Source organism: Cellulomonas sp. ACRRI (assembly GCF_022346185.1).
In the GTDB taxonomy this organism is placed as follows: domain Bacteria; phylum Actinomycetota; class Actinomycetes; order Actinomycetales; family Cellulomonadaceae; genus Cellulomonas.
The window spans coordinates 22,160-35,109 of record NZ_JAKRMS010000029.1; the positions used below are offsets into that span (position 1 = coordinate 22,160).

The 12,950-nt window shown below is 74.8% G+C and carries 9 protein-coding genes; 2 read left to right on the forward strand and 7 right to left on the reverse strand.

Annotation, left to right across the window (positions count from 1 at the left end; genetic code table 11):
- Window positions 1–11 precede the first annotated feature (11 nt).
- Both MHY85_RS07890 and MHY85_RS07895 read right to left on the reverse strand, forming a co-directional pair.
- Entirely contained in the window at window positions 12–860 is an 849-nt protein-coding gene (locus tag MHY85_RS07890; RefSeq protein WP_239195232.1) for a PRD domain-containing protein, read from the reverse strand.
- An 86-nt stretch (window positions 861–946) separates the two neighbouring features.
- On the reverse strand, window positions 947–2,989 hold the full coding sequence (locus MHY85_RS07895) for a glucose PTS transporter subunit IIA (protein ID WP_239195234.1): 2,043 nt from the start codon (window positions 2,987–2,989) through the stop codon (window positions 947–949).
- Between the two features lie 236 nt (window positions 2,990–3,225).
- Here MHY85_RS07895 and MHY85_RS07900 point away from each other — a divergent pair, with 236 nt between their 5' ends.
- Complete coding sequence (locus MHY85_RS07900) at window positions 3,226–3,879, forward strand: DedA family protein (protein WP_239195236.1); 654 nt, start codon at window positions 3,226–3,228, stop codon at window positions 3,877–3,879.
- 37 nt (window positions 3,880–3,916) lie between these two features.
- Here the strand turns inward: MHY85_RS07900 and MHY85_RS07905 are convergent, their stop codons facing one another.
- The 5 genes from MHY85_RS07905 to MHY85_RS07925 all read right to left on the reverse strand — a co-directional run bounded on the left by MHY85_RS07905 (window position 3,917) and on the right by MHY85_RS07925 (window position 11,675).
- Window positions 3,917–6,337 carry a penicillin-binding protein gene (locus MHY85_RS07905; protein WP_239195238.1) on the reverse strand — a complete coding sequence of 807 codons (2,421 nt, stop codon included), beginning with the start codon at window positions 6,335–6,337 and terminating at the stop codon, window positions 3,917–3,919.
- A 125-nt stretch (window positions 6,338–6,462) separates the two neighbouring features.
- Window positions 6,463–7,239 (reverse strand): isoprenyl transferase, encoded by a 777-nt coding sequence (locus tag MHY85_RS07910; RefSeq protein WP_239195240.1) that lies wholly within the window; start codon window positions 7,237–7,239, stop codon window positions 6,463–6,465.
- On the reverse strand, window positions 7,239–7,970 hold the full coding sequence (gene recO / locus MHY85_RS07915) for a DNA repair protein RecO (protein WP_239195242.1): 732 nt from the start codon (window positions 7,968–7,970) through the stop codon (window positions 7,239–7,241). The genes MHY85_RS07910 and recO overlap by 1 nt, the downstream gene beginning before the upstream one ends.
- Window positions 7,971–8,297: 327 nt before the next feature.
- The gene (leuA, locus tag MHY85_RS07920; protein ID WP_239195244.1) at window positions 8,298–10,070 is read right to left on the reverse strand and encodes a 2-isopropylmalate synthase; all 1,773 of its coding nucleotides are present in this window, start codon (window positions 10,068–10,070) and stop codon (window positions 8,298–8,300) included.
- A 177-nt stretch (window positions 10,071–10,247) separates the two neighbouring features.
- Window positions 10,248–11,675, reverse strand: coding sequence for a PQQ-binding-like beta-propeller repeat protein (locus MHY85_RS07925; RefSeq protein ID WP_239195246.1), 1,428 nt, complete (start codon window positions 11,673–11,675; stop codon window positions 10,248–10,250).
- 274 nt (window positions 11,676–11,949) lie between these two features.
- Between MHY85_RS07925 and MHY85_RS07930 the strand changes: the two genes are divergently transcribed.
- The coding region (locus MHY85_RS07930; RefSeq protein ID WP_239195248.1) for a DUF222 domain-containing protein at window positions 11,950–12,950 on the forward strand (1,001 nt) is incomplete at its 3' end.

The following is a 12,950-nucleotide window of genomic DNA, read 5'->3' on the forward strand; positions in this document are numbered from 1 at the left end:
GCGCGGGTGGGTCAGCCCGGCTGCTGCGCGTCCTGCACCACGCGCGCGACGTGCAGCGCCAGGTACGCCACCTCGTCCGGCGTCAGCGACGCCTGCAGCCGGACCTCGACCAGCCGCGCGAGCCGGTCGGCCGTGCCCACCGCCTCCGGGTAGGTCTGCCGGATCGCGTCGCCGACCGCCGAGTGCCGGGCGTCGTCGAGCTGGCGGCGCTGGTGCACCCGCACGAACAGGTAGCGCAGGTGCGTGACGAACCGGCCGACGCTCACCGAGCCGGCCTCGAGCACGACGCCGTGCGCGCCGGCCACCACGTCGAGGAACTGCTGGATCAGCCCGGTCATCGTGTAGCTGAACGCGAGGTCGCCGGTCGCGAACCCGGCGTTGACCAGGTGGAGCGCCAGGCCGACGGCCTCGGTCGCCGGCAGCGGGGTCGCCACCCGGGCGTTGATCGCGGCGAGCAGCCGCGTGGCCTGCGCGTGCTCGGCCGCGTAGAGGTTGGTCACCTCGGCGAGCAGCGGGTACTCGACCGTCTGCCCCGCCTCGGCCCGCGCCAGCGCGAAGCTGACGTGGTCGGCCATCGCGACGACCAGCGCCGGGCGGGCCGCGACCGCCTGCAGGCCGACCTCGGTCAGCGCGTCGCCCACGAGCTGGACGTGCTCCGGCGGGATGCCCGCGAGCAGGCCCGCCAGGTGGTCCGGGTCCCGGCCCTCGTCGGGGCGGAACACGCGCACGATCCGCTCGGGGTCCGCGCGGTCGCCCGGCTTCGCCTGGAAGCCCAGCCCGCGGCCGGTGAGGATCACCTCGGAGCCGTCCGCGTCGCGCGCGAGGACCAGGTTGTTGTTGAACACGCGGAGGATGTCCACGTCGCTCCTCGCCGGGGTCGGGGTGCGGTGCCCGGGGGCGCCGCGCGCGGGGGCCGCACCGTCCGGCACGGCCCCCGCGGGGGCGGTCAGGGCTCGACGTCGATCACGACGCCGCCCCGGGCGACCGTACCGGCCGGGTGCGGCTCGACGCGCGTGAGCGCGCGGGCGTTGACCACCGTGACGAGCGTCGTGGTGTCGTACCCGGCCTCCCGGACGACCCCGAGGTCGACGGTGACGAGCCGGTCCCCCGCCGCGACGTGCTCGCCCTTGCGGACGGCGACCTCGAAGCCGGTGCCCGCGAGCTTCACCGTGTCGATCCCGACGTGGACGAGGACCTCGACGCCGTCGGCGGTCGTGAGCCCGAAGGCGTGGCCCGTGTCGGCGACCGTGAGCAGCTCGCCGGCGACCGGTGCGACGACCACGCCGTCCGACGGGACGACGCCGACGCCCTCGCCGAGCGCCTTCGAGGCGAACACCGGGTCGTCGACCTCGGCGAGCGGGACGATCTCGCCCGCCACCGGGGACAGCACGGCCGCGGTGGGCGCGACCGGCGCGGACGCCGCGGGGGTGGCGGCCGGCGTGCCGGCGGACGCCGCGGCCGGGGCCGCACCCACCGCCGCCGCCTCCAGCGCGAGGTCGGCCTCGGCCTGGGCCTTGGCGGCCAGGGCCTCGGCGCGCTGCTCCGGCGTGCGGTAGTCGGACACGATGACCAGCACCATCGACACGGCGAACGCCGCGGCGATCGCGATCAGGTAGACCGGGATCGGGCTGAACACCGGGATGGTCAGCAGCGAGGTGAACGCGAACGCGTTGGTGTCCACGCCGCCGAGCACGCCGATGATGATGCCGCCGGTGAGGCAGCCGACGAGCATGCGCGGGTAGATCCGCTTGAACCGCAGGTGGATGCCGTACAGCGAGGGCTCCGAGATGCCGCCGAGCAGGCCCGCGGCGAGCGCGCCGGTGGCGGTCTGCCGCATCTGCACGTCCCGGTCGCGGACCGCGAGCACGAGCACGCCGGCGGTGGCGCCGAAGCAGGCGAAGTTCCACGCGCCCATGGGGCCCTGGATGAAGTCGTAGCCGAGGGTGTTGAGGTTCACCAGCATGAGCGCGTTCAGCGGCCAGTGCAGGCCCAGCGGGACCAGGAACGGGTAGATCAGCGGGATCACGATGGCGAACACGATCGGGGCGTTGCCGTTGAGCCACGCCAGGCCGTCGCCGAGGCCGGAGCCGAGCCAGATGCCGAGCGGGCCGAGCAGGAACGCCGTGACCGGGATCATCACGACCATCGACAGGAACGGCACGAACACCATCTGGATGTTCTCCGGGAACACCCGCTTCAGCCCCCGGTACAGCGGGGCGAGCACCGCGACCATGATCAGCGGCACGAACACCTGGCCGCCGTAGTCGTTCAGCTGCATGGGCAGCCCGAACACGTCCGCGACGCAGGCCGTGGTGCCGAGCGTGGCGTTGGTGGTGCACACCGTGGTCGCCGCGTCGGTGAGCCGCAGGAAGTCCGGCGTCATCACGGCGGCCATGACCGTGGCGCCGAGCCAGGGGTCGACCTGCAGCTTCTTGGCCGCGTTGTACGCGACCATGATCGGCAGGAAGTAGAACACCGCCCGCCACATCGCGTCGACGAACACCCAGGTCGCCGGCTTGTCGGCCGCGCGGAAGTCGACCACGCCGAGCGCGTCCAGCACCGCCGCGAACGCGATGATCAGCGAGGCGCCGAGCAGCACGCCGAGCAGCGGGCGGAACGAGTCGGACAGGTACTCGAAGACCGCGTCCAGCCAGGCGACCTTGCCGCGGGCCTTCGCGCGCGCCGCGGCCTTCACGTCGGCGTCCGACTGCCGGCCGGCGCCCACGCCGGCCATCTCCGGCAGGTGCATGATCTGGGTGAACACCGTCTGCACGGCCCCGCCGACGACCACCTGGTAGCGGTCGCCGGACTGCGGCACGGCGCCCATGACGCCGGGGACGGCCTCCACGGCCTGCTGGTCGACCACCGAGGCGTCCCGGAGCTCGAAGCGGAGCCGGGTGGCGCAGTGGGTCAGGTTGAGGACGTTCTCCGGTCCTCCGACGGCCCGGATGATCTCCTCGGCACTGTCGCGCGTCGTCGCGGACGTCATGTTCGTACTCCTCGTCGAGGCCGTCGGCGTCGGGGCACAAAAAAAGACCTGAGGCGCATCGCTGCGACTCAGGTCTTGCCCCGCGACGACGGCGGGTAACAACCCTGGGTGAACTCAGGTTCGGCGAAGACGCTAGCACGCCCGCCGCGCGGCGCGTCCGGGACCTCGGTCCCGGGGTGGACGGCGGCGGTCCCGGGGGCGGCACTGAGGGTCGCCTCACTCGTAGACTCGGGCGGGTGAGCGACACGGCGGCGGCGTACGGCATGGGCGGCTGGCCGTTCTGGGCCGTGATCGCCGGGCTGTTCGTCGTGGTGATGGCGCGCTCGCACCTGTTCTACTGGGTCGGGCGCGGGGTGACGTCCGGGGCGGCGCGGCTGGCGGACCGGGTGCCCGGCGCCGACGACGACGGCGTCGCCGACGACGCGGGGGCGGCCCGGGACGCGGCCGACCGCCCGGCCGGCCGCGGCGCCGCCGCCCGCGCGCGCGTCCTGCGCCTCATGCGCACCCCCACGGCCCGCCGCGGCCTGGGCCTGGTGCACCGGTTCGGCCCGCTCGCGGTGACGCTCGCCTACCTGACCGTCGGGGTGCAGACCGCCGTGTTCGTCGGCTCCGGCCTGGTCCGGATGCCCTACCCCCGGTTCCTCGCGGCGTCGGTCCCGGGCAGCGTGGCCTGGGCCTTCGTGTGGGGCACCGTCGGCCTGGGCGCGGTCTGGGCGGCGGCCCGGCTCGCGACCGCGTCCCCGTGGGGCCTCGCGGCGGTGCTGCTGGTGCTCGCAGGACTGGCCGCCTGGCTGGTCGTGCGCCGGCGCGTCCGGGCCCGCCGCGCCCCCGGGGCGTCCGGGGACGGGACGACCGCCGGAAGCGCCGCCCCGGCCGACCAGCTGGTCTGACCCGGGACGCCCGCGCGGCGGCGGCCCGCCCGGCGGGTCAGCCGCCGCCCTCCCCCGGGTCGTCCCCGGCCGGCGGCTCGGCCTCGGGCGCGACCCCGGACCCCTCGCCGTCGCCCCTCGCGCCTCCGCCGGCGGGGCCGCGCGAGGGGTGCAGCGTGATCCTCGACCCGGCCTCGGCGCTGCCGATCCGGCTCTGGCTCGCGATGGTCCCGGCCGGCAGGTCGGAGGCCGTGCTGCCGCCGATGACCGCCTCGAACCCGGCCCGCCGCAGCGCCTCCACCGCCGCGTCCCGGTCCAGGCCCACCACCGACGGCACCGACGACGACCGACCCAGCCGGGCCCGGTCGGACACCGGCGTGAACGCGGGGTTCGGCTGCCCGTCCGCGAGCGCCGCGTCCATGAAGCCCTTCCAGGCCACCCCGGCGAGGGTCGCGCCGTACACGTGCTGGTACCGGCGGCCGTTGATCACGACGTTCTGCATCGGGGTGAACGAGTCCGGGTGACCCACCCAGGTGACCGCCGCGAGCCGGGGCGTGTAGCCGACGAACCAGGTCTGCTCGTTGCGGCTGGTGGTGCCGGTCTTGCCCGCCGCGGCGTACCCCGGCGTCCCGAGCGAGCGCCCCGTGCCCTGCCACACGTGCCCGAGGGCGTGGTTCATCGTGGCGGCCACGTCCGAGTCGATCGCCTGCGCGCACCCGGCGTCGGGCACGGGCAGCGCGGCGCCGTCCGCGTCCAGCACCGCGGTGACCGCCACGGGGGTGCAGTGCACGCCGTCCGCCGCGAACGCCGCGTACGCCCCCGCGAGCGCCAGCGGGGAGGTCGCCTCGGAGCCCAGGACGTTCGCGGCGTAGGCTCCGAACGGCTCGCCCTCGCGCCCGTGCGAGGACTGCGTGACGCCCAGGTCGGCGGCGCCCTGCATGATGTCGCAGAGGTCGAGCTGCATGGCCATCGACAGGTACGCGAGGTTCACCGACCGCTGCGTCGCCTGGAGCACCGACATCCGGCCCGCGCCGCCCTCGGAGTTGCGCACCGGCCACGTCTGGCCCGGCAGCCGGGACCCGCAGGCGGTGAACTGGTTCGTGTCGAGCGTGCGGGCCGTGCCGTCGACGGTCATCCCGAGGTGGTGGCCCTGCTCCAGCCACTCCAGCAGCGTGAACGGCTTGAGGGTCGAGCCGGGCGCGAACCCGCCGGACCCGCCGTAGGAGAACGAGGTGCTGTAGTTCACCGACACCGCCGACCCGCCGGCCTCGGCCGTGTTGTCGAAGGTGCGGTTCTGCGCCATCGCCACGACCCGCCCGGTCCCGGGCTCGACGACGACCATCGCCGACCCCACGCCCGAGCGGTCGTCCACCGGCACCCGGGCCTTGACCTGCTCGTCCGCGAGCGCCTGCAGCCGCGGGTCGAGCGTGGTGCTGATGACCAGGCCGCCCCGGTACAGCAGGTCGGCCCGCTCCTCGGGCGTCTCGCCGAACGCGGGGTCGTGCCGGATCACCTGGGTGACGTAGTCGCAGAAGAACCCGGAGCCCGGGATCGCGTCGTCCGCCGCCATGCAGCCGCTGCGCGCCTCGCTGACCCGCAGGGTGTCCGCGATCGGGGTCGCGGCCGCGGCGTCGTGCTCCGCGGCCGTGATGTAGTCCTGGTCCCGCATGAGCATGAGCACGGTGTTGCGGCGCCGCTCGGCGGCGGCGGGCGACCGGGTCGGGTCGAGGGCGCTCGGGCTCCGGGTGATCCCCGCGATCGTCGCGGCCTCCACCAGGTCGAGCTCCGCCGCCGACGTGCTGAAGTACCGCCGGGCGGCCGCCTCCGCGCCGTACACCGCCACCCCGAAGGGCGCGATGTTCAGGTAGCTCTCCAGGATCTCCTCCTTGGTGAGCTCCTGCTCCAGCGCCACCGCCAGCCGCGCCTCCCGGAGCTTGCGGGCGTACCCCTCCGCGCCGTCGGACTCCTGCGCGGCCGCGACGCCCGCGTGGTCGCCGTCGCGGGCCGACCGCTCGATGAGCACGTTCTTCACGTACTGCTGCGTGAGCGTCGACGCGCCCTGCTGGGACCCGGTCAGCTGGTTCTGCACCAGGGCGCGGGCCATGCCGGTGGGATCAACTCCGCCGTGGTCGAAGAACCGCCGGTCCTCGGTCGCCACCACGGCGTGCTGCAGGTGCTCCGAGACCTGGTCGAGCGGCACGACCACCCGGTCCTCCGCGAAGAACTCCGCGATGGGGGTGCCGTCCGCGGCGGTCATGACGGACCGCTGGGACAGGGGGCGGCGCTCCAGGTGCGAGGGCAGGTCCTGGAGCATCTCCTCGCCGAGGCCGGTGGCCGTGCGCGCGGCCGCCGCGACCGGCATCAGCGTCCCGGCGAGCAGCAGCCCGCCGGTGCCCGAGGCGAGCACGAACGCCAGCAGGAGCGCGAGCACCTGCGTCGGGGTCACCCGGACCCGGGACGGCCTGGAGAGACGAGTCATGCCGCGACGCTAGGAAGCGCGGCGGCACCCCGTCCCCGGTCGGGTGGCCGGCGTAGGTGGACCTGCGGGGACCGGCGGGAGGCGTGGTGAAGACGCCGTGCCCACCTACGGACCGGGCTCCCGGGTCAGGCGGTCGCCGGCTTGTCGACCGCGCCGCCGTAGCGGCGGTCCCGGCGCGCGTAGGTCTCGACGGCGCGCCACAGGTGCCGGCGGTCGACGTCGGGCCACGGCTCGTCGAGGAACACCAGCTCGGCGTAGGCGGCCTGCCAGATCATGAAGTTCGACGTGCGCTGCTCCCCCGACGACCGGAGGAACAGGTCGACGTCCGGCAGGTCCGGCTCGTCGAGGTAGCGCTGGATCGTCTTCTCGGACACCTTGTCCGCCTTCAGCCGGCCCGCCGCCACGTCCTGCGCGATCGCCTTCGCGGCGTCGGCGATCTCGGCGCGGCCGCCGTAGTTGACGCACATCGTCAGCGTGCAGGTGGTGTTGCCCGCGGTCAGCCGCTCGGCCTCCTCCAGCTCGGAGATGACCGACCGCCACAGCCGCGGCCGGCGCCCGGCCCACCGGACCCGGACCCCCCAGTCGTTCATCACGTCCCGGCGGCGGCGCAGCACGTCCCGGTTGAAGCCCATGAGGAACCGCACCTCCTCGGGCGACCGGGACCAGTTCTCCGTCGAGAACGCGTACGCGGACACGTGCTGCACGCCGATCTCGATGGCCCCGGCGACGACGTCGAGCAGCGACGCCTCCCCCGCCGCGTGCCCGGCGGTGCGCGGCAGCCCGCGGGCGTTCGCCCACCGGCCGTTGCCGTCCATGACGATCGCGACGTGCTGCGGGACGAGCTCCTTCGGCAGCACGGGCGGGCGGGCCCCGCTCGGGTGCGGGGGCGGCGGAACCGGCATCAGATCCTCTCGACCATCGGCAGCGAGCGCAGCGTGCGCTCGAGGTGGAACTGGGAGTACGCGGACACCAGGCCGTTGCCCTCCTTGCGGTGGCGCTCGGCGGACGCGTCGGCGACCGGCCAGTCGCCGACGAGCAGCGCCGAGAGCAGCTCGAACGTCTCCCGGGCCGGGGCGGTCGCGCCGGGCGGGCGGCAGGACGTGCACACGGCGCCGCCCTGGGCGACGGCGAACGAGTGGTGCGGCCCCGGCCGCCCGCACCGCGCGCAGTCCGTGAACGACGGGGCCCATCCGGCGATCGCGAGCGCGCGCAGCAGGTAGGAGTCCAGCACCAGACCCGGGGCGTGCTCGCCGGCCGCCAGCGACCGCACGGCGCCGACCAGCAGCCAGTACTGCTGCAGCGCGGGCTCGCGCTCGGCCTCGACCAGCCGCTCCGCGGTCTCCAGCATCACCGTGCCGGCGGTGTAGAGGGCGTAGTCCTCGCAGACCGGCCGGCCGTACGCGCCGAGGGTCTCGACCTGGGTGACGACGTCGAGGTTCCGGCCGGTGTTCAGCTGCACGTCGATGTGCATGAACGGCTCGAGCCGGGACCCGAACCGCGAGGTGGTGCGCCGCACGCCCTTGCCGACCGCGCGCACCTTGCCGTGGCTGCGGGTCAGCAGGGTGACGATCCGGTCCGCCTCCCCCAGCTTGTGGGTGCGCAGCACGATCGCCTCGTCGCGGTAGAGGCTCACGCACGTATTGTCCCCCGCGACCGCCCCGGACCGCGCACGTGTTCGCCGACCGCGTGCCGCGCCCCCGCGGGACCTCCCCAGGCCGCGCCCCCGCAGGAGTGGGCCGCGCCCTCCGCGGACAGTGGAAGGTTCTGACGGGCACGCCGTCGGCGTGTCCGTCAGAACCTTCCACTCTCGGCCCGACGCGACCTGACGACCGGGCGGGCCACCCGTCCCGGACGCGGCGACGCCCGGCCCCGCCGCCGCGCGCGGGTGGGCGCGGCGGACGGGACCGGGCGCTGGGGCCGGTCGGGGGTGGCGCCGGCCCCGTCCTGGGGTCCGCGCGGGTCAGCGGGCGGCAGCCGCCTCGCGCTCGGCGCGGTTGACGGCCGAGATGATGGCCTTGAGGGAGGCGGTCGTGATCGAGGAGTCGATCCCCACGCCCCACAGCGTCCGGTCGCCGACGGCGCACTCGACGTACGCGGCGGCCGCGGCGTCGCCGCCGGCGGACAGCGCGTGCTCGGCGTAGTCGAGCACCTGCACCCGGGCGCCGACCTGGTCGAGCGCGGCGACGAACGCCGCGATCGGCCCGTTGCCGGACGCCTCGACGGTGCGGTCCACGCCGTTGTCCACCAGGTCGACCGCGAGCGTGTCCGGGCCCTCCTCGGCGCTGGTGGTCCGGGTGCCGCGGAGCGCGAACCGGCCCCACGCCTCCAGGTCCGACGCGGCGTCGACGGGCAGGTACTCGTCGGTGAAGATCCGCCACAGCGCGTCGGCCGTGACCTCCGAGCCGTGCGCGTCGGTGTACCGCTGCACGACCTGCGAGAACTCGATCTGCAGCCGGCGCGGCAGGTCCAGGTCGCGCTCGGACTTCATCAGGTAGCTGATGCCGCCCTTCCCGGACTGCGAGTTGACCCGGATGATCGCCTCGTACGACCGGCCCACGTCCTTCGGGTCGATCGGCAGGTACGGGACGGCCCAGACGATGTCGTCGACGTCCACGCCCTCGGCCGCCGCCCGGGCCTCCATCGCGTCCAGGCCCTTCTTGATCGCGTCCTGGTGCGAGCCGGAGAACGCGGTGAACACCAGGTCGCCCCCGTACGGGTGCCGCTCGGGGACGGCCATCTGGTTGCAGAACTCGACGACCCGGCGGATGTGGTCGATGCCGCCGCCGACGGAGAAGTCGATCTCGGGGTCGACGCCCTGGCTGAACAGGTTCATGCCCAGGGTGACCAGGCAGACGTTGCCGGTGCGCTCGCCGTTGCCGAACAGGCAGCCCTCGATGCGGTCCGCGCCGGCCAGGTAGCCCAGCTCGGCGGCCGCGACGGCGGTGCCGCGGTCGTTGTGCGGGTGCAGGGACAGCACGACGTGCTCGCGGTACCGCAGGTGCCGGCCCATCCACTCGATGGAGTCCGCGTAGACGTTCGGCGTGGCCATCTCGACCGTGGCCGGCAGGTTGATGATCACGGGCTTGTCGGCCGTCGGCTCGAACACGTCCAGCACGGCGTTGCAGATCCGGACCGCGAACTCCAGCTCGGTGCCGGTGTACGACTCCGGGCTGTACTCGTAGTACACCTCGGTGCCCGGGATGCTCTCCTCGTACTTCTTGCACAGGCGGGCACCGGAGACGGCGATGTCGACGATGCCGTCCTCGTCGCTGCGGAACACCACCTCGCGCTGGAGCACCGACGTGGAGTTGTACAGGTGCACGATGGCCTGCTTCGCCCCGGCGATCGCCTCGTACGTCCGCTCGATCAGGTGCTCGCGCGCCTGGGTCAGCACCTGGATGACGACGTCGTCGGGGATGCGACCCTCCTCGATCAGCATCCGCACGAAGTCGAAGTCGGTCTGCGAGGCGGACGGGAAGCCGACCTCGATCTCCTTGTAGCCCATCTGCACCAGCAGCTCGAACATCGCCAGCTTGCGGGCGGCGTTCATCGGCTCGATCAGCGCCTGGTTGCCGTCGCGCAGGTCGACCGCGCACCAGCGCGGGGCCTTCGTGATCTGCTTCGTCGGCCAGGTGCGGTCCGGCAGCTCGACCCGGATCTGGTCGGCGAACGGGCGGTACTTGTGCACCGGCATGCCGGACGGCTGCTGGGCGGTGCGGGTGTGGTAGCTCATCGGGGGTCCTTCGCTTCGCGGGGTGCTGGGGTCAGCCGGCGCACCGAACACCGCGACGAGGATCCGGCCTTAGAGGGCCTCGTCGCGGCGGCGAAGAAGGAGGCTACGAAGCGTGAGCACGGTTCGACTGTACTCCGCACCACCCGGCGGACCGCAACCGCTCAGCATGCGGACGGCTCAGGTCAGCAGGATCAGCTCGTCGCGGTTCCGCAGCACCAGGTGCCCGCCGACCGCCGTCACCGAGCGCACCCCCTGCTCGATCGGCAGCACCCACTCGAGCCCGCCGTCGGCCAGCCGCCGCGCCTCCATCGTCGGCGTGCCGGTCCCCGACCGCCCCGCCCCCAGCACGAGCGTGCCGTCGGTCAGCGGGGCCCACCACATGAGCACCCGCGACGGCGACTCCCACTCGACGGTGCCCGTGCGCGCGGCCACCACCTGGTAGCCGTCGACGCCGAGCAGCAGCAGGTGCCCCCCGGCCTGGAGCCGCACCGCGCGGTACGTGTCGTGCCGCCACAGCTCGGTGCCGCCCGGGAGCGACCGGGCGCTCAGCGTCCCGCCCTCGTCCATCACGAGCACGTCGGGCGGGTCGCCGTCGGAGGCCGTGACGGCCGGGAACAGCGCGCGCGACGTGAACAGCGCCCGACCGGTGCGGTCCCGCACCACGCCGCCGTCCCCGCTCGACCAGGTCCCGAAGACGTCCCGGGACAGCGACCCGACGACGAACGAGCCGCGCGGCGACGCGGTGAGCTCCTCGCCGTCGGTGGCGTCGAGCACCGTGGCCGACCAGCCCTGCAGCAGCACGAACGCGTCGTTCACCCGCAGCTCGGACCCGCTGACGATCCCCTCGCGCAGCCGCAGCGGGCTGGCACCCCGGTACCACCAGAGCCGGTGTCCGTCGGCGCCCGCGTACCGGCCGACCCGCGCGTGGCCGTCCGCGCCGACCCGCAGCACGACGAGGTCGTCGCCGATCCGCTCCACCGCCGCGAGCCGGCCCGCCACCGTCCACCGGCCGAGCACGTCCCCCGTGGTCGCGTCGAGCGCCGAGACCTGCGCCCACCGCTCGTCGGGCGCCGGGAACGGCACCGTCCCGAGCCCCCCGCCGCCGGGGACCACCGGTGGCTCGACGACGCAGAGGACCACCGGACCCACGTCCGAGCCCGCGTGCGGGCAACCCGTCAGCGGACGGGTGCCCGCCACCGGGCCGAGGTCACGGGTCCAGAGCCGCTCGCCGGAGTCCTCGTCGTAGGCCGCCACCGCGAACCGGCGGTCCCGCACGCCCGACACGACCAGGGCGCCGGACGCGGCCAGCACGTCGGCGGACCGGGCGACCGGGACGCGCCACCGCGCCCACGGCGGGCCGTCCAGCGGGGCGAGCATCCCCGGCGCCACCACCACGGGGGCGTCGGGCGCCGCCGCGCGGCCGACCAGGGCGCCGGCCACGACCAGACCGAGCACGACGACCAGCGCGACCCACCGGCGCCGGTGCGCGGGCCGGGGCGGGCGGGCGGCGGGCGGGTCCTCCGGAGGGGCCGGCGGCAGCCAGGTCCTCGGGCGTCCGGGCGCGCGGGGGCGGTCAGTGACGTCGACCAGCTCGACGTCCTGCATCGTCGCAGCAGACCGAAGCCGGCCCATGCGCCACTGTAGGCCCCGGTGCGCGAGGCGTCAGCGCGAGGTGCCGGACGCGGGGCGTCGAGCGGGAGCCGACCGAGCCCGTGGGGGCGGCCGCGTGCCGCGGGGCGGCCGACCGGTGGGTCCGCCGCTGGGTCCGTCAGTCGGGTCCGCCGGTGGGTCCGCTGGTGGGTCCGCCGGTGGCAGCGGCGGCGGGTGACCACGGCGCTCGGTCCGGGGTCGTGTCAGTGGTGGCCGGTAGCGTTCTCGCATGGCTGACCTGCAGGAACACCCCGGAGGCGACGTGGTCGCCGGCCCGGTGCTGCCGGTCTACGCCGCCGACGGGACGTGCCTGACCGACTACGGCCCGGACCCGGTGGTGGCGTTCGGCGGGTCGCCCAGGACGGGCGAGCAACGGCAGGTCGAGGCGATCGCCGCGTGCCCGCCGGGGCCGGTGCTGGATGCCTGGTTGCGGGGGCTCGACCTGACGGTGCTGGCCCCGGCGATCCTCGTGGAGGTGGTCGCGGCGCGGGCGCGGATGGAGGCCCACCAGCACGCCGCGATGCTCGACGCCGTCGCCGAACTCGCGAACCGGCCCGAGATGAGCCCCCAGTGGTCACCCCTCGCTGGTGCCCCGCCGACGCAGGGGTGCGTGGCCGGTGATGAGTTGGCGATGCGGTTGGGCTGGTCGCTGATGACGGCGAACAAGGCGGTGCACCGGGCACTGACCCTCGACGGGATGCTCGCCGCCACCCGCCAGGCGCTGGAGGTCGGGCACATCGACGCCGGCAAGGCCGAGGTCCTGGCGAGCGGGCTGATCGACCTGCCCTACGAGGCCGCGCACGCCGTGGAGGACGCGGTCCTGCCCGACGCCGCCCAGTGCTCCCGCCGGCAGCTCGAGCAACGCGTCGCCCGCGAGGTCCGGATCGCCGACCCCCAAGGGGAGGCCGGCCGCAACACCCGCGCCCGGTACACCCGCCGCGTCACCCGGCCCCGGCGACGCCCGCACGGAATGGCCGCGATGTGGGTGGTCCTGGCCGCCGAGGACGCCACCCGGGTCGACGGGGTCCTGCACCACACCGCCCGCACCGCCAAAGCCCTGGGCGACCCCCGCACCCTGGACCAGCTCCGCGCCGACGGACTCCGCGACCTCGTCGTGGGCGACGTCCCCGAGTCCGACGGGCCGGCGTTCGAGGTCCACCTCGACCCACCCCCACCGGTCCCCACCCAGCGCCGGGCGTCGCGCCGCTGGCCGGAGACCACCACCCGCGG

Coding starts and splice junctions, on each gene's coding strand:
- MHY85_RS07905 (WP_239195238.1), bottom strand. CDS start 6,337: ATGACTCGTCTCTCCAGGCCGTCCCGGGTCCGGGTGACCCCGACGCAG.
- MHY85_RS07925 (WP_239195246.1), bottom strand. CDS start 11,675: ATGCAGGACGTCGAGCTGGTCGACGTCACTGACCGCCCCCGCGCGCCC.
- MHY85_RS07910 (WP_239195240.1), bottom strand. CDS start 7,239: ATGCCGGTTCCGCCGCCCCCGCACCCGAGCGGGGCCCGCCCGCCCGTG.
- MHY85_RS07895 (WP_239195234.1), bottom strand. CDS start 2,989: ATGACGTCCGCGACGACGCGCGACAGTGCCGAGGAGATCATCCGGGCC.
- leuA (WP_239195244.1), bottom strand. CDS start 10,070: ATGAGCTACCACACCCGCACCGCCCAGCAGCCGTCCGGCATGCCGGTG.